This is a genomic window from Acetobacter sp. DmW_136, from assembly GCF_008690365.1.
Lineage (GTDB): Bacteria > Pseudomonadota > Alphaproteobacteria > Acetobacterales > Acetobacteraceae > Acetobacter > Acetobacter oryzifermentans.
In genome coordinates this window covers 1-22,116 of the sequence record NZ_VHON01000058.1, presented here as the reverse complement: position 1 = coordinate 22,116, position 22,116 = coordinate 1, and the positions used below count along the sequence as shown (strand labels likewise).

Here is a 22,116-nt window from a genome sequence, read left to right as displayed (position 1 = left end):
ATAATTCAAAAACACGTTTTCTATCGTCTACACTGAAGGCGTCCGTGCCTTGGAATGCAGGAAAAATGGTTGGCGCCAAGCGGGCGCTAAAGAAAAACACGTCTGGGCTATTCGGTTCTGGCTGGAGAGAGAACAGTGTGTCAGAGACAAGGCTTTATTTGATCTTGCTCTCGATAGTAAGCTCAGAGGCTGCGATCTTGTCAGCCTTCGTATCGGCGACATCGTGACCAGCGGTCAGGTACGTCACTGAGCCATGATCGTCCAGCAGAAAACTGGGCGACCTGTACAGTTCGAAATTACAGAAACAGCCCGGGAAAGCGTGCGAACTTAGCTGGAACACCGAGGTGGCGGCCTGAATAAATATGTTTTTCCCAGTCGCCTAAGTCCCAAAGCTCATCTGAGCACAAGGCAACACGCCCGGCTTCTGGATCAATGGGTTCAGGCGGTGGGACTGATCCCCGGTGAATATGGAACTCATTTGCTCCGCCAGACTAAGGTTGCCATGATATACAAACGAACCGGTAATATCCGGGCCGTGCAGATTCTGCTGGATCATTCAAAACTGGATAGTACGCGATACCTTGGAGTGGACGTCGAAGACACTCTGGCACTGTCGGAAGCCACGGATTTCTGAAATCGAATATGTCTCAGGAATTCTCTACCTCCTCCTTGTGTGTACATGTTATGATGACATACAAGGAGGAGGACATAAGCGAACATCTCTCAGATAATGCGCCAATCCCACAGAAAATTGGGGTTCGAGAGTTCCGAGGAAACATGACAGCGTATCTGCGTCAGCTCAGACAGGGCAGCACGATCCTCGTGACATCTCATGATGAAGTTGTGGCTGAACTGCGGCCTCCGGCTACTTCCTATCGCCCTCGTCGTCAGCCTGGAGCTCTTCGTGGGCGGATCAGAAAGAGTGAAGATTTTGATCAGACACCGCCGGATGTTCTTGAAAGCATGGACCGCGATCTGTGAAGGTTCTGCTCGATACGCATGCCTTGCTATGGTGGCTCTCGGACTCCGACCGTTTGGGTGAGACTGCACGGGAAATCATCGCAGACCCGGTTCACGATATTCTGGTGAGTACCGTGTCTCTCTGGGAGATTGCGATCAAAATCCGTATCGGAAAGCTGGATGCGGATATGAATGATATTCTGGCAGCCATTCCTGCGGAAGGTTTTTCTCTGCTGGGAATACAGCCCGAGCACCTACAAATCCTGATGTCTTTGCCTCTGCATCATCGTGATCCGTTTGACCATCTCCTGATGGCGCAGGCGCAAGCTGAACACGCCACATTCCTTTCAGAAGACGGACGAATGGATCATTACCCCATCAAGCGAATTACGCTGTTCGTGAAGCAGAAACTGCCGTCAGAACACGCTTTCGTGCCAGACATAGAGCGTACCGACCGGAACTCCTAAAAGCGGATGTTTACAGTGCTGGCTTCGGTAGTATTGTCCGATTACCAATCTTGTGAAGACCGGGTTTGCTGGAATCCTTCAGAATGTCAGATTGCCTGTGAACCACTCACGCCAGAGACTTATGTGATGTGGCTGCATCCGAAAGTAAGATCATGGGGCCGACAGGCCGTCACCGCACCGTTTGGCTTGTAGCCTCTTGTGTCTATTTATCATCATCTTCTGGTTTTCGATAAGGTTTGTTTGTCGAAATTCCTTATTAATGCGAAAAGTATCTTTAATTATGTTAAAAATTGCATCGATATTTTTGTAAGGGATCAGTCTGCTTACGCCTCCTGTCGGCCATACGCTACAATGAATTGAATTCTCAATAGCGGACATCGTGACTGAATGGAAACTCAGCAGTTTGTCAGAGCCTGTCCGAAGCTCAGAAACTTCCATGTGTCAAAGCGTCAATATTCATCAGGGGCAAAGCACTCCCGATCTCTTCTTCTGCATGCATGGCAGTGACGATAACTGGCAATTTAAAATCGATATTGCAGGGATCACACGCATGTGGAGAGAAATGTCCCAATCTGGTCCATGATATATCTTTGTTGGCCCATCATTCCCGTTGCTGTCTCCGCTGTCTTGTTCTCATCATGAATGACTTGAGAACCACTCCGATGAAAGCAGTCCATGGAAGACCGTATCCATAACAAGGCATTTCTTGATCGCATCATGACGGCTGAAGAGGCCGCAGCATTGATCCGGAATGGAGATGTCATCGCCACGAGTGGCTTTACCGGCGCAGGGTATCCCAAGGCGGTGCCAGATGCCCTCGCTCAGCGCATTGAAACGGCACATGCCTCTGGCGAACCTTTCACGGTGCGGCTCCTGACCGGAGCCTCGACCGGGCCGCAGCTTGATGGGGCTCTCGCGAGTGTCAACGGTGTGGCCTTCCGCTGTCCCTACAACGGCGACACAGCGATGCGGACGCGGATTAACGAGGGCAGTACACTCTATCTTGACATGCATCTGGGACAGGTGGCCCAAAAGGCGCGGCAGGGACAATTTGGCAGGCCAGATGTCGCGATTATCGAAGCGGTCGCCGTCACACCGGACGGACAGCTCATTCTCAGCTCTTCCGTCGGCAACAGCCCGACATGGGTGCAGATTGCGGACAAGATCATCATCGAGATCAATACCTGGCAGAACCCGGAACTTGCAGGGATCCACGACATATGGGGAGGCGTGCGGATGCCGCCGGACGGGCAGGTCATTCCCCTGATGCGTCCGGGTGACCGCATCGGAAGCAGCACACTTCCGATCGACCTTGACCGTCTTGCGGCTGTCGTGATCACGGACGAGCCGGACCGTAACGCGCCCTTTGCGGAGCCGGACACGACCGCGCGGGAGATTGCTGGGCATGTCATGGAGTTTTTCGAACATGAGGTGAGGCAGGGGCGACTTCCACCATCGCTGCTGCCGCTCCAGAGTGGTGTTGGAAATATTGCCAATGCCGTGCTGGAAGGTCTGAATACGAGCCGGTTTGAAAATCTGACCGGCTTTAGCGAGGTCATTCAGGACGGCATGCTGTCCATGCTGGAAAGCGGGCGCATGATAGTCGCTTCGGCTTCTTCCTTTTCCCTGAGTCCGGAAGCGGCGCAACGTATCAATGACAATGCCGCGTTCTTCCGCCAGAAGATCGTGTTGCGGCAGCAGGAAATCAGCAACAGCCCCGAACTGATCCGACGTCTTGGGATCATCGCCATGAATGGCATGATTGAGGCGGATATCTATGGCAACGTCAATTCCACCTGCGTCATGGGATCACGGATCCAAAATGGCATTGGTGGCTCGGGTGATTTTGCACGCAATGCGTCCCTGTCTCTCTTCGTCTCTCCATCAACCGCCAAGAATGGCAAAATATCCGCCTTTGTGCCGATGGTGCCCCATACCGACCATATCCTGCAGGATGTGCAGATCATTGTCTCCGAACAGGGGCTTGCGGACCTACGCGGGCTTGCTCCGGTTGAACGGGCGCGGGAGGTTATCAACAAATGCGCTCATCCGGATTTCCGGCCAGCCCTGCAGGATTACTTCGAGCAGGTCCGTCGACACAGTTTCGGCCAGCATATTCCTCATCATCTGCCGACAGCTCTTGCCTGGCATCAGCGTTACATGGAAACCGGAAGCATGATGGGCTGAACAAGAACCGGAAAAAGGATGACCGAACTTCTGATTGTCTTTGTGGTGAGCAATGGCGTCCAGTTGATGGATATAGCCGGGCCAGCCGATGTTTTCGCAGAAGCCAACACCCTTTATGGCAAACCGCTTTATCGGTCTGTCATTGTCGCGGAGAGGAAGGATATCCGGAGTTCCTGTGGTTTTAGACTGCGGGCCGATCTGCTGCTGGGTGATATCAGCACAAGATGCGTTGACACGATGCTGGTGGCGGGAGCACCTGATGCCGCCACAAGACCCTGTGATCCGGTTTTGACCGGCTGGCTGCGGCAGGAAGCCCCCCGCGCCCGTCGTTTTGGCTCAATCTGTGGAGGAGTCTTTCCGCTGGCGGAAACCGGTTTGCTGGATGGACAGATCATCGCCGCGCACTGGGCTGATGTAGACTGTGTCCGTCAGCGGTTTCCCACCGTTATCGTGGATGCGGATGCGATCATACGGGAAGAAGGCGCTCTGCGGACTGCTGCTGGTGTATCATCCGGACTTGATCTGGCGCTTTCGTTGGTGCGGGAAGATCTGGGTGAGCGGATTGCCCGTGATGTCGCACGGCAACTTGTGCTTTTCTACAAACGGCCTGGCGGCCAGTTGCAATATAGTCGGCAGAGAAAATTGTCTCCTGCCGGGCGGTCCGCATTACAGTCTCTACAACGCAGGATCATGCAGCAGCCAGATGCTGAATACAGCGTGAAAGCGATGGCGGAACTGGTGGAACTGGAACGTCGACAGCTGACGCGACTCTTCGCACAAGAGACAGGGCTGTCACCCGCCCGATGGGTCGAGCAGACCCGCCTCGCCATTGCTCGCGGTCTGCTTGAAGACGGACGAAAACCGCCAAAAGTTGTGGCAGCTGAAGCAGGTTTCGGGTCTGTCAGGGTTCTGCGAAGGGTGTTCCAGAATCATCTGGGCGTGACCCCCGCTGAATACAGGAAGCGTTTTGGGCAACTATACTGAGTCTATTTGTGTCCTGGATCAGCTCCTTTGCAAGCAGGGTAGTACCGGAGCATTTGAATTTACCAACAGATTACCTCCCAAAAGGCAGGAAAGACGACCCGGCATGATGCGTCAGTCTTTAGTTACTGTTGCATCAACAACGGGGATCATATCGCCCACCGCACGATCAAGCGAATCAGTGCTTTCCGCTAACCCGCGAGCTACACCAGCACGATCTTCTGCCAAACGATTCTGGCTCATTTTGCGTTTGCCTACCAGGCGGGTGATTATCAGACGCAGACCTACGATACCTTTGAGCTGCCCTTGAATGAAGGCGTCCGTAATATGCCACGACGTTTTCTGCCTTGCTTCATGCTGGTCAGTCAGCCGTGTGATGACATCAAGCAGGCGGTTCGTATCACTGAAAAATTCCACAGGCCCAAAAACTTGAACGGCTTCATAATTCCATGTTGGGATGACCTTGTGATGCTCCTGTTTTGATGGATACCAGCCCGCACTGACATAGGCGTCTGCCCCCATGAAAATTGCCAAAGCGTCCCCCAGAACAGGTTTCTGCCACTGTGAATTAGGTCTGGCGAGATGCCCGAAAGAACGCCGAACTCCCCTTCGTCCGCGTCCAGAAAAATCCACTAATTAATGATAAAAACAGCAAGTGAAATTTAATATCTTATTTCTATAGCATGTATGTTGGCGATAGGGTGGAGAGGTATGTCCGTTTTCAGAATGAGACTATTCTGATTTCTACCCTTGTTCCATCGTCCTGGCGGAGATACTGGGCACGAGGGCTTTTACGGGAAAGAAAATGAGTAACCTTCAAGAGGCCGGATTATTCTTGTAATGATGCACGAGGGCGCACACGGCGTGATAAAATGTGTGATCGGGGTGCTTCTCGCTATATGCAATCAGAAAGTCGATATCGCGAGCGCGTCTTTCGGCAGCATTGCCAACTTGAATAAGTGGGGCCCCATCCTTTGTCCTCTTCTCGTTTATCGCCGTTATGAACCCCAGATACCAACTATAGTAGTTAAGTTTCAGCGCAAAAGCGGTGGGTACTATTCTTGTCGTTGAATCGTAGCTCGCCTCCTGAATACGAGTTAGGAAAACGTCGCATTTCGTGCTGCCGCCTCCATAAAGGATCGATCCAAGCCGGAGAAGGTTCTGTTGCTCTTTGAATGCAGGCAGGGTCTCGATCTCGCCGGAGATAAGCGTGCCTTCTTCGTCCAACTCGTAATATTCGCCGTTATCGCCGACGACATCCGCGTCGAGACGGGCCGCCAGTATTACCATCTTGCGGAGGAGAGGTTCGTCGGGATATTTCGCAACAATCTGTCCATCGCAGCACCAGAGAGCGGAGTCGCTCTCCTTACCATTGGGATGGGCGATCCAGAGCGCCGTGTCGACACCGTAATCCGCAGCGTCCGCCGAAATGAAGAACTTGAGTTCTGGATCGCGTCTGATCACGTTGAACCACTCGTCGAGCGTGATCTTGGGACCGGGCTTTCTTGAAAAAAGCGGATTGCGCGTAATCTCGACATCATACCCCATAAATTAACCCTTCTAATAACGTCAGAGACCCCATGTGTGCTGGCTGCATCGTAAGGAGAGAACATGGGGGGCGGCAGATCGTCATTGCACCGTTTGGATTGTAGTCTCTTATGCCTATTTATCATCAATCAGTGGATTTTTATCATAACCTTTTGCATTTCTATCGCGACTAAGTGGTTTATTCGGCGACAAAAAACGGCAGTCAGCTGTAGATTATTATTATCTTCTGGTTTTCGATAAACCTTCCTTCTTCCGGGTGCCACCTACTTGCGATAAAAACGGATGTAGGTTTTGTGGCGCAAAACCGTTAATTATGGGTGTATACTGAAGTTGCTGGACTACTGTTTTCTGAGCGATTTCTATAGGCTTCAACTCAATCATCACCACTTCGACGTCCGCGATGTTGGCGATTTCCCCCCGTCTGTTTCTGCATTGCTGAGCTGACAGGCTAAGGTGGGGTGTATGTTTCGGAGCTTGCAAAGGTACTGTTGAATGACCGGGATAAGGTCGGCAACTGCCCATCCTCTTCGAGATCTTTGAGCAGACAGGCAGTTTAGACAGAAATCCAGCTATCAACAGTAAGATCAGAAAAGAAACCATTCCTACAGGCTTCTGCAACTATAGCTATACCCAGTGAATACAACTCAGAATGTTAGTTTAATCAACCTGACTTTCCAGCATAGAGACCGACGCGGACGATCTTCAGCGGCATGGCGTCCTACGAAGGCTCTATTATCACCACTCCCAAACGACGGGTTCCCAGACGTAACCAGCATGTTCTTTTCGGATGTGGCCTATACCAGGGAATGGAAAATGAGGAACGTGGACGAGAGGAGCCTCAACACTTGTAATTTTTTCAAGAAGTCTCATACGGGTGACGATAGCTTCCACCGGATCATTGTCGACACCTAGTTCCCAATCCGGCCGAGCAAGTGTAACTACAAAATGATGTAGCGCGTCTGCAGTATATATGAGTTTTTTTCGATTTGACGTAATAATAAACGCCATCATGCCTGGGGTATGACCAAATGCACGAATGGCACGAATCCCGGGCATGATTTCCTGTTCACTATCAAAAAACGAGACACGATCCTCAATAGCCTTCAGATGACGTTGTGCACCGAGGATCGCGGCGCGTGCCATCTCATCACCAAAGGGGCTCGAAATTTTGACATTTGGGTCAGTCCAGAAATCCCACTCTTCTTTGCTGATCATATAGTGCGCGTTAGGAAAAACATGCTCGCCTGTCCGCGTTATCGTTCCAAAAATATGATCGGGGTGTGCATGGGAAACGAGCACGATATCTATTTCGGAAGCTTTTACTCCAGCATTGGCCAGATGTTTTACGAGAACACCCGTGCCTGGCCCTAAACTGTCACCGCATCCATTATCGATGAGAACCTTCTTCCCATTCCCTTCTATAAGTAACGTATTGATATGCGTGTATGCAGTGTCAGATGACAGAAATTTCTTTCGTAGAATGGTGTCAAATTCCTGACTGTTCGCCTTCGGCGCAAGTGCAGCCTGAGGATCATCAAATACGAGGAAGCCATCACTTACCGAAGTGACTGTAAAATTCCCCAAAGAGAAGCTGTAAAATCCTTGTCCCTGATGGAAACGGGACGCATACGGGCTCGAATTCGATGTGGACATGCTACGACTTTCATCTGAATTCTATATGTGATCCGAAAATCCGACGGTCTCATATAGTTAAAAAAATGCCTTCGCCGTTATCGTAGTGAGTTCCACATTTTTCCAAACGTGTAAGATCTGCCATATTGAAACTTAAAAAATCATGTGCAACGCTGTCGCTTTAGCGACCGCCTGAGTAATATTACTAGCATTCAGCACTGAACGGGCACTAACTAGATGCGCACGTACAGCCCGTTCTGTGATACCGATAATCATTGCTGTTTCTGAAGCAGTTTTTCCAAGAGATGCCCATTTCAGGCATTGCTTCTGCCGCGCCGTTAATGCCACTTCAGTTTGCGGAAAATGGCCGATGGCAAGGACATTTTCATGTAACTCACGCGCTAACTGAATAAATTGGGCCTGTAATGAAATGCAGATGGATTTCCATTGCTCTGGCCTTTCAAGGCTGGAAAAACAGACCATCGCTCGGTTTACGAGGGGACCTCTCAGTGGGACCACAAAACCGCTTCTAAAAATACCTCGCTCTGCGGCATGTAAACGCAATTCTCTCGATTTCGCATATGATGATGATATATCAGAGAATAATGCAGGTTTCAGAGAACCAAGACCATAGCTAATTACCGGATCAACATGGATATATTCCTGCTGATGATAATAATCTAGCCATTCTTTAGGCAACGTCGTTAGACAGAATGGAACATCAAGATCAACCGAAAGTATACATCCTGATACATATGTTATATCTGTGCCAATGGTATTTTTTAAATAATAAATTTTATTAAGAAGATCATTTATAGAGAACGACTCATCACGCATGTTTTTATACTTATATTGTGAAAAATAATCCTGCAACTTTGCCATCTCATTTTTGATGCCAGATTTCACCTACTCTATACAGATACAGTCAGACTTCTAGATATGAACAACATCACCTATTCACAGATGGCAGCAGCTCAGACATTGTAGCATGAGATATATATAATGTCCGCTTCATGGGGCCGGTCTTAGTCAATTAAATGTCTGACATGAAGCAACAGCAGTCTGTCTGCTCTATCTCTGTAAACTAGACTGACGGCTCTGTGGAAGGGCGATGTGTCGGTTTTGTGCGGAACAATCGGTAAAACCGGACCCTCACAGGGACGACACTCGCGAAGCCTTGCTTCCCCATTTCGGTCGTTCAAATAACTCGCGAGACTTTCTGAAAGTCCAGATTTGCTAATGAATATTAGTCAAGCGTCAGGCAATTAATTCAATATTAAGTGTTCTAATCCCAATGTGGTCCACCGATTTGAGCAATTGGTGAGTGTATGGCTAAACCTGTCGATTAAATATGGAAGAAAAATATGGTCCCCGAAGAACCGCGCGCTGAACAGGATATTTTCGACGATCTCGCGGCGCTTTGCACTACCCCGGGCTTTGTCCACGCACTCTCATGGATGTCGCTGCGAGACAATTATGTGATGTCCGATGGTACGATGAACAGCGAGGTCCTCGTGAACTCCTATGTGTCCGAGCGAACAATACGGACCGAATTTTCGACGCTGCTTGGCCTTCTGATCCGCCAACCCATCGATTTGAAAGATCCGACGCCCGCTGAGATCCAGACGCTGCTCGACCAGGCACACACGTTATTGCAAGAACTCCATCATCGGTTGGGACAACCGATGATGGACTCGTGTAGAGAACTCGTGAAATTCTCAAAGAAAGAAGCATCCCGCCGTCCTTTCCTATTCGCTCGCGCCGACGTGCTACGGGAGCCCATTTTTTATGGCGGCGAGTCAGCATATAGCTTTCAGTATCGAGACATGGCGCTGGCACGTTACGCTGCGGACGAAGCATGGCTACGGATTAACAAGGGCTTCAGCATCGCTGATGCACAGGCTGTGGCCCGCGCCATCACGGATACCAGTCTTCAGAAGATGCCTGGCGATCGGCTGCCCCATAATACCCAGACCGATAAAGCCGACCCGTAATGTCTGCTCGTTTTGCTGCAAGAAATCTCTCCTGTTCAATGTGATAGAAAAAGGCGCAGGATCGCAGTGCTGCCGACACCAAGAGCCATGGTCGGCAGGAGAGAGAGCCGCGAGGCTGCGAAGATGGTAATGGTCAGACCAGCCAGATCGGAGACTTTCCCTGTTGCGAAAGCCGGGGCGATAACTGAAATCAGAACGCAGCCGGGCAATATGTCCATCAGCGCCATTGTCCGCGCAGACAACTGGCGTCCACTGAGAAGCAGATAGCCTCCGATCCGCGTAAAATAGGTGGCGGCGGCCATACCGACGATGGTCAGAACGGTTGTTGTCTCCATCATCGTGCAGAGACCATGAGCCACGCGGCGACAATGCCAGACAGGCTTCCTGCAGGAACGTACCACGCACCGGGAATCAAGAGATCGGTCATGACGGCAACACCAAGGCTCACCAGCCAAGGTAACGCCATACGCGGCCCCTTCCACATTCCACGCAGCAACACGAGAAAGACGGCAGGAAAGGCCATATCGAGCGCATAGCGTGTCGGGTCCTTGATCAGATGTCCGGTGAGTGCGCCGATCAGGGTAAAGCTCACCCACACCGTATAAAGTGGGAGGGCAACGCCCAGATAATAGCCGGGGCTCAGGAGATTACGCCGCTGCCTCCGGGCTTCTGCCAGAGCCATGGCCCAGCTTTCGTCGCACATGAAGAAGAGCCATGGTAGGACCTGTCGGCGCGAGAAGGTCTGAAGATAAGGAGCAAAGGCTGCTCCCATCAGAAAATGCCGACTGTTGACCAGCAGGGTGACACAGAATGAGCAGGGCGTGCGGTGGATCTGTCCAGATGGTCAGTGCGGCAAATTCGGATCCACCGCCAAAATTCAGGCCGGTCAGAAGAGGGACTTTGCCTTCCGAAGCCACAGATTGAGCATAATATGCCAAATAATGATTTATCAGAAGCAGATAATGCCTACGCTCTGGATGGCATCGATCTTAAAATCCTTGCTGTGCTTCAGAAGAACGGGCGCCTGACCAATGTGGAACTTGCCCGGGAGGTCGGTCTTTCGCCCTCACCGTGTCTGCGCCGCGTGCGCATGCTCGAAGAAAACGGAACGATCCGGCAATATGTGGCCATTCTCGATCCGGCGCGGCTTGGTCTTGCGATGAGCGTTTTTGTCCGCGTCTGGCTCAAGGGGCAGGATGAAGATACGGTTCAATGCTTTACCCGACATGTAATCGCACTCAGTCAGGTCGTTGAGTGCCACCTGATGGCGGGTGACTGCGACTTCCTGCTGCGGGTGGTCGCTGCCGATCTCATCGCCTACAGATGTTTTCAGGCCGAATATCTGGCCCGTATTCCGAGTGTCAGCAGCCTCAAGACAGACATTCCGATGCAGGCCGTCAAAGTGTCGTGGGAACTTCCTGTTGGCACAGGGCAGTAGATGCCTGATCGCTTTTTTTGAACGCAAGAAGTTTCGTTTTCCCCCATATGGTGGCGGCAGAGTTTTTTGCTCCGGCTCATGGTCACTCAGCAACAAGACCTGTAACGGCCTGTTATCATACCTGAAGTATTTCAGTTGAAATAAGTAATAATAACGTTTGTTGTTCGGGGAGATCGTCGTGTCGGTCACTGTCGGAAATCATTCAGGTGTTCAAGAAGAGAAATTCTTCGTTCAAATGTCTGAAAGGGCAGATTTTTGTAAAAACCTGGTCTTCCATATGTGCAGGAATACCAAATAAATCTGGATCTTCCATTCTTCTTCTGCATGAATCTCTAGGCTGCGGTGCCCTATGGAAAAATTTCCTGCGCAATTGGCATTTGTTACCAGTTGGAGAGTTATTGCTTATGACAGGCTAGGGTTCGGAAGTTCTGATCCTCATCTGGGTACGATCGACAGGTCTTTTATCTTTCAGGAGGGACATGAATTCTTGTCTATCTTCTGTGCTCGGGCAGGAATTGCCCGTTTTGTTGCCTGTGGACATAGTGTCTGAGGAAGCATGGCCGTTACAGCGGCAGCCTGTTTGCCGCAAATATGCGAGGCTCTGATTACCTTGTCCACCTTGTCTTTTGTAGAAGAGCGAACCATCCAAGGTGCTGATGGCAGGCCTGTCGGATGAGGCAGAGTAAGTCATCGGTGATCGGGAATGCGACAGCAATAAAATCAGACAGTCTCTTGCAGACCGGTACATCACCGCCTGTATTCCACTAAAGAAAAATCTGATCGAAAACATGTTCGCAAAACTGAAAAACTGGCGACGGATAGCAACACGATACGATCGCTGCGTTCATATATTTATGTCCGCAATCCACATTGTAGCAAGCTTCATCTTCTATCTTAAAGAATGAGTCCTAAACCTAGGGTTCGATGGATGCCGACCAATGTTTCCATCGCCTGAGTCTGGACACTCGGAATATGAAGCAGAGCGATGTGATGAGAAATTTTCTTCCTCCGTAGAAAACATTGTCTGATGAGTATTCAGGTTCACGTCATCTTTGCGCGTTATAGAGGCAAAAGATGTCAGCGCCACAACGGCGTGCTGTGAATCGTATTAGGAAGGCCAGATACAGGTTATGCAACGGGTGATACGTTATGGATTGTCAATTCTGATAACACTCAGCCTGTGTGGATGTGTCTCTTATACCGAAACAGAAAGTATATGTAAGGGAGCGGAAGAAGGTATTCTTCTGCATATAGATGGCTCATATGCGGGCTATCCACATTCTGTTTTACGGCAAGCAGTCTTGCAGAGTGTGGCCTGTCCTATAGAAAAAACAGAACTTCAGGCATTTCACGCTATTGCTGTGCCACCACCACATATGCGGGTGTCTATCAAGCGTCCGGTCGGGCAGGGGCGGTTGGGATCGCTTTCCGTCACATTATTTTCGCAAGGGCGTTTTGTGATTGGTGAACGCATGGCCCTGACGTCTTTTTCACGCACCCAATCACCCTCATCCATAAAAGGCGATATCAACCTGGCAACGATCAATTTATGGAATGATCTTTCTGTCCGGATTGCACACAACAAGCCGATTATTCCGTAGGAGGCTGCGTGTAACTTCATGCGTGAGATATTATTCCACAGTGTTGCGGTCTTTTCATTTAGTATATTTTCCGCAAATGCCCAGAAAATTCCAGAAAAAATAGATTATCATAGAGCCGTTAATATGGCTTGGGCGGTTGATCCTGTGCGTACGGAATTGCAGATTGGCCATCATTCTGCAAAGGCGCGCAGCAGTGCGGCAGGATCATGGTTTGCTGGCGGACCAACTCTGTCCGGTGAATATATGGATGACCATGCAATTGGGAGTAATGAAGGGTACACCACCTATCAGGGAGGGGTGTCCGTACCGCTTTGGTTACCAGGGCAGGGGAGCGCCACACGTCAGGTTGCAAGTGCTGAAGCTGCATCTCTGGATGAGCAGTTAAATGTTGAATACCTGTCGCTTTCCATAAGGATATTGGATGGGGCGGCCAAAGCACAGATTGCTCAGGAACGTTTAAAGGCGGCACATCAACTGTATGAGTATGCAAGCAGGATAAACAGTTTGGTTGCTCATTCTGCGCATGTAGGTGAATCTTCATCTTCGGAAAGCCAGATAGCACAGTCAGAAATGGAAAATGCCCGTAATGAACAGGCATTAGCGCAAGAATATCAGGAAAATGCTCAGGCTGAACTGGAAGTTTTATTTGCCCAGCCAGTTGAGGTTGATCTTTCTCATGGCGCAGATATGGCACATGTGCGGTTTGTGGAACCGCGTGATATGGAAGACAATGATCCGCGTGTAAAAGCCGCACACAAAAATGTTGAAGCTGCACAAGCTAATATGAAGCTTGCCCGCCGCTCTTTTATGCCCAACCCAGAACTGGGCATCGATGTGATTCATGAAAAACAGTATGGCAGCCCATGGGATGATCGGGTTGGTGTCAACTTTAGCATCCCACTACCAAGCGAGGCCCGGAATACACCGATTATGTCTGAGGCCAGCAACAGGCTTGCTTCTGCCAATAGTCAGGAAATACAGGCCCGGCGCATGGTGCATCTGGAAATATCCCGTGTGCGGGCTCGGCTGATGGCTGCCACAGCGGCCCGGCAGACTACACGTATAGCCGCCGCAAATATGCAAAAGCATGCAGCGGCAGAAGAGCATGCATGGCAGGTGGGAGAGGCAACACTCGAAACTGTCATGCAGGCAAAACAGGCGGCCTGCAATGCGCAATTTGCCAACGATCGAGCAGAGGTGGAGTGGCATGTCGCAACGCTGCGTATGATGATTGCCATGGGGATCACACCATGAAAGGGCGTATCCTTCTGTATTTCACTGTGTGTTTTTGTATGTCGTCTCTCGCCAATGCCGAAGATCAGATACTTCCTTCAGTTGTGACGCTGGATATGGCAGCAATAAAAAATGAAGGCATTACAGTGATCTTTTCTAAATCCGGCAAGGTTTCTCGCATTTTGCCAGTTATCAGCCGGGTTATGCCTGATACTACGCGGCTTGTGTATATTCACCCAGCCGGAAGCGGCAAAGTGCTGGATGTTTTGGTGCAACCAGGTGCTTCAGTCCGTAAAGGACAGGCCCTACTGCGCTATCAGGATCATTCCCTTCATGGTACACGGCTTCAAGCTATTCAGATGCGTGCCGCGTTAACCGCTGCCATTGCCAGTAGAAATGATGCTGTAGCTGCAGTGCAGCGCGCAAAACAACTGGTTGGTCAAACCCTTTCATTGGCAGAGCTGCGCCGCAGGCAGGATATTTTGGCGCAGGCAGATGCAACCATGCTGGCCCGGAAAGCAGATGTGGATACATTGGGTCATCGGTTTAACGAGGAGTTCAATTCATCCTCTGAACAAAGCAGCCGGAAACAGCAGGATGAGGTCTCAACCTTGATCTCTCCGGTTGATGGTATGGTGCAAACGCTAGACACATCTGTCGCTGCAGACTTAACGCCAGCTACAAACGTGGCGAGCGTAGCGGATCTGTCTGATGTGTGGATTGTTTCGGACATTACGCCGGAACAAGCAGCACGTCTTCAGCCCGGTGGACTACAGACCACAGAGACCAACGATGGTGCCATCACATCCCGGATTGATACAGTGGATGGCATGGCCAACCCGCAAACAGGGTTGGTGCGTGTTATCAGCCGTGTTTCCAACCCAACTGGTGTGTTGGTACCCGGCATGGTGCTGGATGCCAGCTTGACGGAGCGTGACAGTGTAACGGGAATTGTCGTGCCTTCAGATGCCCTTCAGAAAATTGATGTTCATAATGTCGTATTTGTGCAGATAGATAAAACGCATTACCGGCCTGTGATGGTGAATATAGCTTTGGATGATGGTAAGCATGCGGTTGTAAGCTCAGGCTTGAAAGAGGGTGAGGCAGTGGTTAGCCACGGCAGTTTTGCCCTGAAATCACTCATCGGGCTGGCCGGAATGGACGCAGACTGATGACCCGTAAATATTTGGATGTTTTGCTGCGGGCTCGTATGCTGGTGCTGGGTGGACTGGCTCTGATATTGGCGGCAGGTATTATGGCAGTACTAGAACTGCCTGTGGAGGCTGTGCCCGATATTTCACCAAAGCAGGTGCTTGTCTCTGTTGTGGCACCAGGCCTTGCAACCGAGGAAGTGGAAAAACTGATCACCTTTCCGGTTGAAGCCAGCATGACTGGTATTCCCGGTATGACGGATCTACGCTCTGTTTCCCGTGGCGGGGTCTCGGTTGTTTATGTGCAGTTTGCTGATGATACGGATATCAATCTTGACCGCACGCGGGTAAATGAGCGCATCCAGCAGGCGCGGGGCTCCATATCTGTTCCGGGTATTACTGTAAGCATGGGGCCACTTGCAACGGGCATGGGTGAAATCATGCAGTTCCAGATCAAGGGGGCGGGGCGCTCACTTATGGAACTCAATCGGATCATGAACTGGACGGTAGTACCGCAGATGCGGCTTGTGCCGGGCGTTGTGGACGTAAACGTCAATGGTGGTGCGGAAGAAACCTATGAGGTTGCGCTGGATCCTGCCCGGCTGATTGCCAGTAATCTTTCAGTGAGTGATATTTATCACGCGGTGGATGCAAATAATGCGGCCTCAGGCGGTGGGTGGATCACCCATCATGCCGAGCAGCAGAGTGTGGTCGGGCGTGGGCTGGTGCGCAGTCTTGCTGATTTTGGCAATATTGCCGTACGCGCCAATGCCGATGGATCTATTATACGTTTGCGTGATCTTGGGCGCATTACAATTGGAGCACGCACACGCCTTGGCGCTGTTACCCGTGATGGGCAGGGTGAAATTGTGATTGGTGTGGTGATGATGGAAAGTGGCGCAAGTTCTAATGCTACATTGGCCGCCATTAATCGTGCTTTGCCAAGCATAAGGCAATCCCTACCAACGGGTGTTACGCTGGAGCCCTATTACACCCGCGCCACATTAACCGGGCAAACAATTGCAACCGTGCGCGATAACCTGCTGATGGGTGCTGTGCTGGTGATAGTGGTGCTTGTGGTTGTGATTGGAAGCTGGCAGGCCTCTCTGGTGATTGCTTCCGTTATCCCAGTGGCTCTTGTCTGCGCCATGGCCGGTATGCGGTATTTTGGCATTTCAGCCAATCTGCTTAGCCTTGGCGCAATTGATTTTGGCATGATTGTTGACGGCTCATTGGTGGTTATTGAGCATATCCTTTCAAGGCGGGAGGAGGCGCCAGAAGCCGCGTTTATGCCCCTGGTTGTCTCATCCGTTCAGCAGGTCATGCGGCCTGTGGGTTTTGCCATACTGGTCATCATTATGGTCTATCTGCCTATTCTTACCCTGCAGGGCATTGAAGGGCATATGTTCCGGCCTATGGCGCAAACGGTTATCATGGCGCTTCTAGCTTCGCTGGCTTATTGCTTCATCTGTATTCCCGTCATTGCGGCTTTGACTCTGGCGCGTGTGCGGCCACAAGGAGATACATGGCTTATTGCTCGACTGCGCGCTCCATATACACATCTGACAGAGTGGGGAGACGCACATCCGTGGCTTCTATTTGGGGGCACGCTGGCCGTTCTGGTGTTATCGGCAGGTCTTGCAACACGTCTGGGTGGGGAGTTCATTCCCCAGCTTGATGAAGGGGCTTTGGCTGTTACCACCACACGTTTGCCCTCAGCATCTCTGGAGACAGTGCTTGCATCGGTGACAAGACAGGAACAGATTCTGAGGGGTTTTCCTGAAGTCAAAACGGTTGTCAGCAATACGGGCACATCCGCCATTCCCACAGACCCGATGGGTGTGAATGAGACTGATAGCTTTATTCTTCTCAACCCACCATCAACATGGAAAACCGCACGCACACAGGCTGGGCTGGTGGCTGCAATGGATAAGACGCTGCGGCGAGAATTGCCAGATGCACTGTATTCCTGGAGTCAGCCGGTGCAGATGCGCATGGATGATCTGCTCTCTGGCGTAAGAACACAGATTGCAGTTTCGATTTTTGGTGGTGACCTGACAACACTCACCACTCTGGGGAACAAGGTTGTAGCTGCTATCTCAAGTGTAAAAGGTGCCGCAGATGTGGCAGCGGCGGGTGATGGCAGTGTGCCACTGGTTGTGGTGGACATTGATCGCGCACAGGCGGCCAGCCGCAACGTGGCAGTACAGGATATTCTGGATACGGTGGAAGCCATAGGCGGGCATATTGGTGCGCGACCTGTTATTGTTGGTAATGCCATTATCAGCACCCAGGTGCGCCTGAACGGTCGCCATGTGGCTTCAGCGGCAGCTATTGCTGCCTTGCCTGTCCGGCGTATGGATGGGCAGGGGAATGTCATGCTTTCACAAGTGGCGCATGTGCATGAAGTTGACGGTACACCACGTATCAGTCGTGATGGTGTGCGCCGCCGCATGGTTGTGCAGGCAAATGTGCGAGGGCGGGATCTTGCCTCCTTTGTTGCCGAAGCGCAGCAGTGTGTGGCGCATGATGTGCATCTGCCATCGGGTTATACCATGCAATGGGATGGGCAGTTTCGTAACCTACGCTCAGCCGTGCAACGTCTGGAAATTGTTCTGCCGATTGCCCTTAGCCTGATATTTGCATTGTTGGTTGTAACCTTTGGCGCAATCACGCCCGCACTCTTGGTTTTTATTAATCTGCCTGTGGCTGCAACCGGCGGCATTATTATGCTGACATTACGTGGAATGCCCTTTAGTATTTCAGCAGGTATTGGATTTATTGCCCTGTTTGGGGTGGCTATTCTGAATGGCGTTGTGCTGGTGAGCGAAATAGCCGCATTGCGCGCGCAAGGGATGGCCGTGGCGCAGGCAGCTTTTGCGGGCGCAAAAGCCCGCTTCAGGCCGGTTATGGCTACGGCGTTGGTGGCCAGCCTTGGCTTCTTTCCCATGGCGTTTTCTGAAAGTGCCGGGGCGGAAGTGGAAAGGCCTTTGGCTAGTGTGGTGATTGGCGGGCTGGTAACATCCACGCTGCTTACTCTGCTGGTGCTGCCATCCCTGTATGCTCGTGTCATGCGAGAGAAGGTTCAGAACTGATGCGTATCCTCATTGTGGAAGACGAGCACGATCTTGGGGCAGCCGTGCAAGAGCGTATGCGGCAGGATGGACATGCCGTGGACTGGTTCATGACACTGGAAGATGCACGCGCAGCCGTAGCAACTGTGGATTATGACTTCATGTTGCTGGATCTTGGACTGCCAGATGGCAATGGGCGCGATCTTTTGCGCGAGATCCGCCGCACGTCCTTTGATACCGCCATTTTAATCACAACGGCAGAAGACCAGATCAGTGACAGGATTGCAGGTTTGTCCGATGGAGCAGATGATTACATTGTCAAACCTTATGACCTGAACGAACTTGTTGCGCGGATTGCAGCAGTCGCGCGCCGGTATGTCACGCCACGCAGGCAGGCCTGCTACCAGATAGGCGAGATTGTTATTGACCGGGAAAATGGTTCCGTGACGCGTAACGAGATGGAACTTGAGTTAACAGCACGGGAATGGGCAATCATGGAATTACTGTCACGCAGGCCCGGGCGCATTTATTCTCGCCAGCAGATTGATACAGCCCTGTATGCATTGGATCAGGATGTTGGCAGCAATACGGTCGAAGTTTTTATTAGCCGCCTACGTAAAAAAGTTGGCAATACGGCTATAAAAACCGTTCGTGGCCGGGGATACTGCCTACCCGATAGAGCAGATGCATGAAAAACTGGAGCCTTGCGACCCGGATTGTCAGTGGTGTTCTGTGTGTGGTCACGCTGAGTCTTCTTGCCCTTAGTGTCGCAGTTGCTGGTTTCACGCGTTACGAAATAACAGAACGTCTGGACAATTCCTTGCAGGAAGTATCCGAACGTTTGCAGGCTATCATCACCATACAGCCGCATAAAGCCCAGTCAGACATCGTGGCATGGGTGCCCGATGTGGGGCCACGAACACTTGCGTATCAGGTTGTTGATCAATCTGGCCATGTTGTTCTGCGTTCTCAAAATGCACCGGTTGAGCCTTTTGTGCCTGATATTCATACAGGTTTTGCTAATACGCCTTTGTTTAGGGTTTATATCGCAGCACCTACGGCCACGGCTTATCGTGTTTTGGTTGGAGAACCCACGTTGCATCGGCGAGGGGCCACATGGCGCGCAACTGCTATAGCCATTTTGCCGATACTGATTTTTTTGCCCGTAATTTGGGTGTTGGTACGCCTGATAGTACGTCGTGCTTTACGACCTTTAAAGCGTTTGCATGATGAAATGCAATCTCGTGGCAGTGGGAATTTAAGCCCTATTTCGTCACTTGATTTGCCGGTCGAACTGGTTTCCATCCAGCATGCCGTAAACACGCTTCTGTCCCGTCTTAAAACAGCACTTTCTACTGAACGCGCTTTTGCAGCTAGTGCAGCGCATGAATTGCGTAACCCACTTGGTGCCTTGCTTGCGCAGGTGCAGATGTTGGGGTGCATGTTGCCTGAAGGATCTTTGGCTAATAAACGGGTGGAAGTTATAGTTGATCGCACCTGTAGATTGGCCCGAACGGTTGAAAAACTTCTACAGTTTTCACGTGCCTCTTCTGGCGTTGCTTTTCGGCGAGATCGTTTTGATCTGCTGGCCGTATTATATGTGCTGGTTGATGATTTGGGGCATCTACCACGTGATGGCCGGAGTATTAATTTAAAAGCCAAGGGTATTGAACATATTTTTGTTTATGGAGATATGGACGCAACCGGTATTCTGTTGCGTAATCTGCTTGAAAATGCCCTCTTGCATGGCACTTCTGATATGCCAGTAAAGGTTGAGGTAAAACCTGAGGGCTGTATTGACGTTATTAATGATTGTCCTGCCTTGGCTCCGGACACATTGGCTCATCTGACAAGCCCATTTGTGCGTGGTGGCAGTTCCAGTAATGGAAGCGGCCTTGGTTTAGCAATTGCCAGTAATATTGCCAGACAGATGGATGCGCGCTTGCAATTACAATCACCTCTTACTGGTTCTGCGCGGGGATTAAGTGTTTCCCTGTGTTTCCCTAACCCAGAAATCATACTGCTGCCTGAAGAGAGCTGACAGTAATACGTTCAGGTTTGTGTCATGTTTGTGATGTATGATGTTCTGGATGAAATGGTTTTTGTTGTGATTTCTCTTGTGAAAAGAAATGTTTTTCAGAAAATGCAGGCGATTGAAAATACATCAATCAAATATAGGAAATAATATCTTGAATAGCCAGAAAGAAACGTATGCAACATCCCGTTTGGGATGGCTGCGGGCTGCTGTGTTGGGCGCGAATGATGGTATTCTGTCAACATCCAGCCTTATTATGGGTGTTGCTAGTGCACATGCTAGTCGAGAAAATATTTTGCTGGCTGGAATATCAAGCCTGGTGGCCGGAGCCATGTCTATGGCTGCAGGAGAGTATGTTTCTGTCAGTTCACAGGCAGATGCAGAAAAAGCTGATCTTGCCCGTGAAAAGCAGGAACTTGGTAGCAGTTGGGATACCGAAGTTGGCGAACTGGCTGATATATATTGCCAGCGCGGGCTGGATGGTGCTCTGGCGCGCAAGGTTGCACAGCAGTTGATGCAACATGACGCATTGGGGGCACATGCCCGTGATGAATTGGGTATTTCTGATGCAACATCTGCACGACCAATACAAGCCGCCTGTGCATCGGCTGGAGCATTTTCGTCTGGCGCAATACTTCCAGTTTTGGCTGCATTACTCTCATCTTCATCTATTGTATCATGGGTTGTGTCCGCCGTCTCACTCATAAGCTTGGCATTACTTGGCGTTGTGGGGGCCTGTGCCGGTGGTGCTGCACCTTTGCGGCCTACCGTGCGCGTCATATTTTGGGGTATTGTTGCTATGGTGGGAACAGCTTTTGTTGGGAAAATGTTTGGTGGTCGGTAAAAAATTATCGTTATTATATAATAAAATTTTGTTCCCATGAGTGTTATATTTTATAAAAATACAATGTTCATTGTATAAATTCATAACTAATTATCAACCGTATAATTTAGTTTTCATATTTAACAGGAGGATTTTTGCGTAAATTATCATCTTTGCTTGGGTGAACGATGAAAACAATTTACGCACCTATGCCGCAAAGACCGATACCTACAAAGTTTTCAAGAGGATGCTGGAGAACGGCAACCCATCTGATAGTTGGGCCGCGCTTTGTAAAGAAGCGTCCGATCAAGAGCAGTTGACCGGCTGGAAATTTCCTCGTCTTCAAATACGTGACGAATACTGTAGAGTGTTGCACTATTACTTGTTGTCATCTGTGTCAGAACTAGAATCTGTTAGGCTCAGGACTCATTTTTTAAGATAGAAGATGAAACTTGCTGCGATATGGATTGCGGACATGAAGGTATGAGCGCACCGGTCACATCGGGTAGCAACCCACCGCCAGTCTTTCAGTTTTGCGAACATGTTTTCGATCAGATGGCGCTTTCTATACAGATGCCAATTGTAAGGTGGCTTTGATTCCTTGTTCTTCTTTGGTGGAATACAGGCGGTGATGTTCCGGTCTGCGAGAGACTGTTTGATTTTATTGCTGTCGTATCCCCAATCACCGATGACTTCCTCTGTCTCATCCGACAGGTTCGCCAGCAGCACCTTTGAAATCACTGACCTGTCCAGCAGTCAAATGAAGGCGGACAGGTCGGCCCGGATCATCGCACACGGCATGAAGTTTTGAGTTCAGGCCGCCTTTTGTCCGTCCGATATGGCGGGGAAAAGCCTCTTTTTGAGCAGGAACGCCGATGTCCGGTGTGCCTTGAGGTGTGTTGCATCGACGCGGATTTCTCACACTTGAGGCAATTTCGGGTCATTTTGTAGAATTCAGTCATCCCACAGGAGCCCGATCTGGAATATTGACG

At 50.5% G+C, this 22,116-nt stretch carries 21 protein-coding genes and 1 pseudogene; 14 read left to right on the top strand and 8 right to left on the bottom strand.

Translation table 11 applies throughout. The features are described from left to right. The first annotated feature begins 331 nt into the window (after nucleotides 1-331). From FKW31_RS16500 to FKW31_RS14145, 5 genes and pseudogenes are all read left to right on the top strand, one after another. Nucleotides 332-634, top strand: a complete 303-nt coding sequence (locus FKW31_RS16500; protein WP_370513069.1) for a tyrosine-type recombinase/integrase — start codon at nucleotides 332-334, stop codon at nucleotides 632-634. An 8-nt stretch (nucleotides 635-642) separates the two neighbouring features. Then, nucleotides 643-981, top strand: a complete 339-nt coding sequence (locus tag FKW31_RS16715; RefSeq protein WP_193562085.1) for a prevent-host-death protein — start codon at nucleotides 643-645, stop codon at nucleotides 979-981. Then, nucleotides 978-1,349, top strand: a pseudogene (locus FKW31_RS14155) (type II toxin-antitoxin system VapC family toxin); the annotation flags it as partial. The gene FKW31_RS16715 and the pseudogene FKW31_RS14155, both read left to right, overlap by 4 nt. Nucleotides 1,350-2,102: 753 nt before the next feature. Further along, the gene (locus FKW31_RS14150; RefSeq protein WP_150178872.1) at nucleotides 2,103-3,614 is read left to right on the top strand and encodes an acetyl-CoA hydrolase/transferase family protein; all 1,512 of its coding nucleotides are present in this window, start codon (nucleotides 2,103-2,105) and stop codon (nucleotides 3,612-3,614) included. Between the two features lie 18 nt (nucleotides 3,615-3,632). Further along, entirely contained in the window at nucleotides 3,633-4,598 is a 966-nt protein-coding gene (locus tag FKW31_RS14145) for a GlxA family transcriptional regulator (RefSeq protein ID WP_150178871.1), read from the top strand. A 111-nt stretch (nucleotides 4,599-4,709) separates the two neighbouring features. Here FKW31_RS14145 and FKW31_RS14140 read toward each other — a convergent pair whose 3' ends face one another. From FKW31_RS14140 to FKW31_RS14105, 7 genes are all read right to left on the bottom strand, one after another. Then, on the bottom strand, nucleotides 4,710-5,228 hold the full coding sequence (locus FKW31_RS14140; RefSeq protein WP_150178870.1) for an FMN-binding negative transcriptional regulator: 519 nt from the start codon (nucleotides 5,226-5,228) through the stop codon (nucleotides 4,710-4,712). A gap of 183 nt (nucleotides 5,229-5,411) precedes the next feature. After that, nucleotides 5,412-6,143, bottom strand: coding sequence for a hypothetical protein (locus FKW31_RS14135; protein WP_150178869.1), 732 nt, complete (start codon nucleotides 6,141-6,143; stop codon nucleotides 5,412-5,414). Nucleotides 6,144-6,878: 735 nt separating this feature from the next. Beyond that, complete coding sequence (locus FKW31_RS14130) at nucleotides 6,879-7,796, bottom strand: MBL fold metallo-hydrolase (RefSeq protein ID WP_150178868.1); 918 nt, start codon at nucleotides 7,794-7,796, stop codon at nucleotides 6,879-6,881. A gap of 132 nt (nucleotides 7,797-7,928) precedes the next feature. Next, on the bottom strand, nucleotides 7,929-8,657 hold the full coding sequence (locus FKW31_RS14125; protein ID WP_150178867.1) for a LuxR family transcriptional regulator: 729 nt from the start codon (nucleotides 8,655-8,657) through the stop codon (nucleotides 7,929-7,931). A gap of 980 nt (nucleotides 8,658-9,637) precedes the next feature. Continuing rightward, nucleotides 9,638-9,739, bottom strand: coding sequence for a hypothetical protein (locus FKW31_RS14115; RefSeq protein WP_193562086.1), 102 nt, complete (start codon nucleotides 9,737-9,739; stop codon nucleotides 9,638-9,640). Nucleotides 9,740-9,804: 65 nt separating this feature from the next. Further along, nucleotides 9,805-10,107 (bottom strand): AzlD family protein, encoded by a 303-nt coding sequence (locus tag FKW31_RS14110; RefSeq protein ID WP_150178865.1) that lies wholly within the window; start codon nucleotides 10,105-10,107, stop codon nucleotides 9,805-9,807. Next, nucleotides 10,104-10,568 carry an AzlC family ABC transporter permease gene (locus tag FKW31_RS14105; protein ID WP_255448269.1) on the bottom strand — a complete coding sequence of 155 codons (465 nt, stop codon included), beginning with the start codon at nucleotides 10,566-10,568 and terminating at the stop codon, nucleotides 10,104-10,106. The genes FKW31_RS14110 and FKW31_RS14105 overlap by 4 nt, the downstream gene beginning before the upstream one ends. 132 nt (nucleotides 10,569-10,700) lie before the next feature. On the opposite strand from FKW31_RS14105, the gene FKW31_RS14100 reads away from it, so the two are divergent. The 9 genes from FKW31_RS14100 (at nucleotide 10,701) to FKW31_RS16615 (ending at nucleotide 21,566) form a co-directional block, all read left to right on the top strand. After that, nucleotides 10,701-11,207, top strand: coding sequence for an Lrp/AsnC family transcriptional regulator (locus FKW31_RS14100; RefSeq protein WP_150178864.1), 507 nt, complete (start codon nucleotides 10,701-10,703; stop codon nucleotides 11,205-11,207). 1,130 nt (nucleotides 11,208-12,337) lie between these two features. Continuing rightward, the gene (locus tag FKW31_RS14090; protein ID WP_089179433.1) at nucleotides 12,338-12,808 is read left to right on the top strand and encodes a hypothetical protein; all 471 of its coding nucleotides are present in this window, start codon (nucleotides 12,338-12,340) and stop codon (nucleotides 12,806-12,808) included. A gap of 18 nt (nucleotides 12,809-12,826) precedes the next feature. Continuing rightward, nucleotides 12,827-14,062, top strand: coding sequence for a TolC family protein (locus tag FKW31_RS14085; RefSeq protein ID WP_089179432.1), 1,236 nt, complete (start codon nucleotides 12,827-12,829; stop codon nucleotides 14,060-14,062). Continuing rightward, on the top strand, nucleotides 14,059-15,213 hold the full coding sequence (locus FKW31_RS14080) for an efflux RND transporter periplasmic adaptor subunit (RefSeq protein WP_150178862.1): 1,155 nt from the start codon (nucleotides 14,059-14,061) through the stop codon (nucleotides 15,211-15,213). The genes FKW31_RS14085 and FKW31_RS14080 overlap by 4 nt, the downstream gene beginning before the upstream one ends. Beyond that, entirely contained in the window at nucleotides 15,213-18,287 is a 3,075-nt protein-coding gene (locus FKW31_RS14075; protein ID WP_150178861.1) for an efflux RND transporter permease subunit, read from the top strand. The genes FKW31_RS14080 and FKW31_RS14075 overlap by 1 nt, the downstream gene beginning before the upstream one ends. Further along, a complete protein-coding gene (locus FKW31_RS14070; RefSeq protein WP_089179429.1) occupies nucleotides 18,287-18,958 on the top strand; it encodes a response regulator transcription factor in 672 nt (223 codons plus the stop codon). The genes FKW31_RS14075 and FKW31_RS14070 overlap by 1 nt, the downstream gene beginning before the upstream one ends. Next, complete coding sequence (locus FKW31_RS14065) at nucleotides 18,955-20,307, top strand: HAMP domain-containing sensor histidine kinase (protein WP_150178860.1); 1,353 nt, start codon at nucleotides 18,955-18,957, stop codon at nucleotides 20,305-20,307. The genes FKW31_RS14070 and FKW31_RS14065 overlap by 4 nt, the downstream gene beginning before the upstream one ends. Before the next feature lie 133 nt (nucleotides 20,308-20,440). After that, entirely contained in the window at nucleotides 20,441-21,145 is a 705-nt protein-coding gene (locus FKW31_RS14060; RefSeq protein WP_150178877.1) for a VIT family protein, read from the top strand. 160 nt (nucleotides 21,146-21,305) lie between these two features. Beyond that, complete coding sequence (locus tag FKW31_RS16615) at nucleotides 21,306-21,566, top strand: type II toxin-antitoxin system YhaV family toxin (protein WP_304512207.1); 261 nt, start codon at nucleotides 21,306-21,308, stop codon at nucleotides 21,564-21,566. Here FKW31_RS16615 and FKW31_RS14050 read toward each other — a convergent pair. Continuing rightward, the gene (locus FKW31_RS14050) at nucleotides 21,551-21,865 is read right to left on the bottom strand and encodes a transposase (protein WP_202878730.1); all 315 of its coding nucleotides are present in this window, start codon (nucleotides 21,863-21,865) and stop codon (nucleotides 21,551-21,553) included. The genes FKW31_RS16615 and FKW31_RS14050 overlap by 16 nt on opposite strands. Between the last annotated feature and the right edge of the window lie 251 nt (nucleotides 21,866-22,116).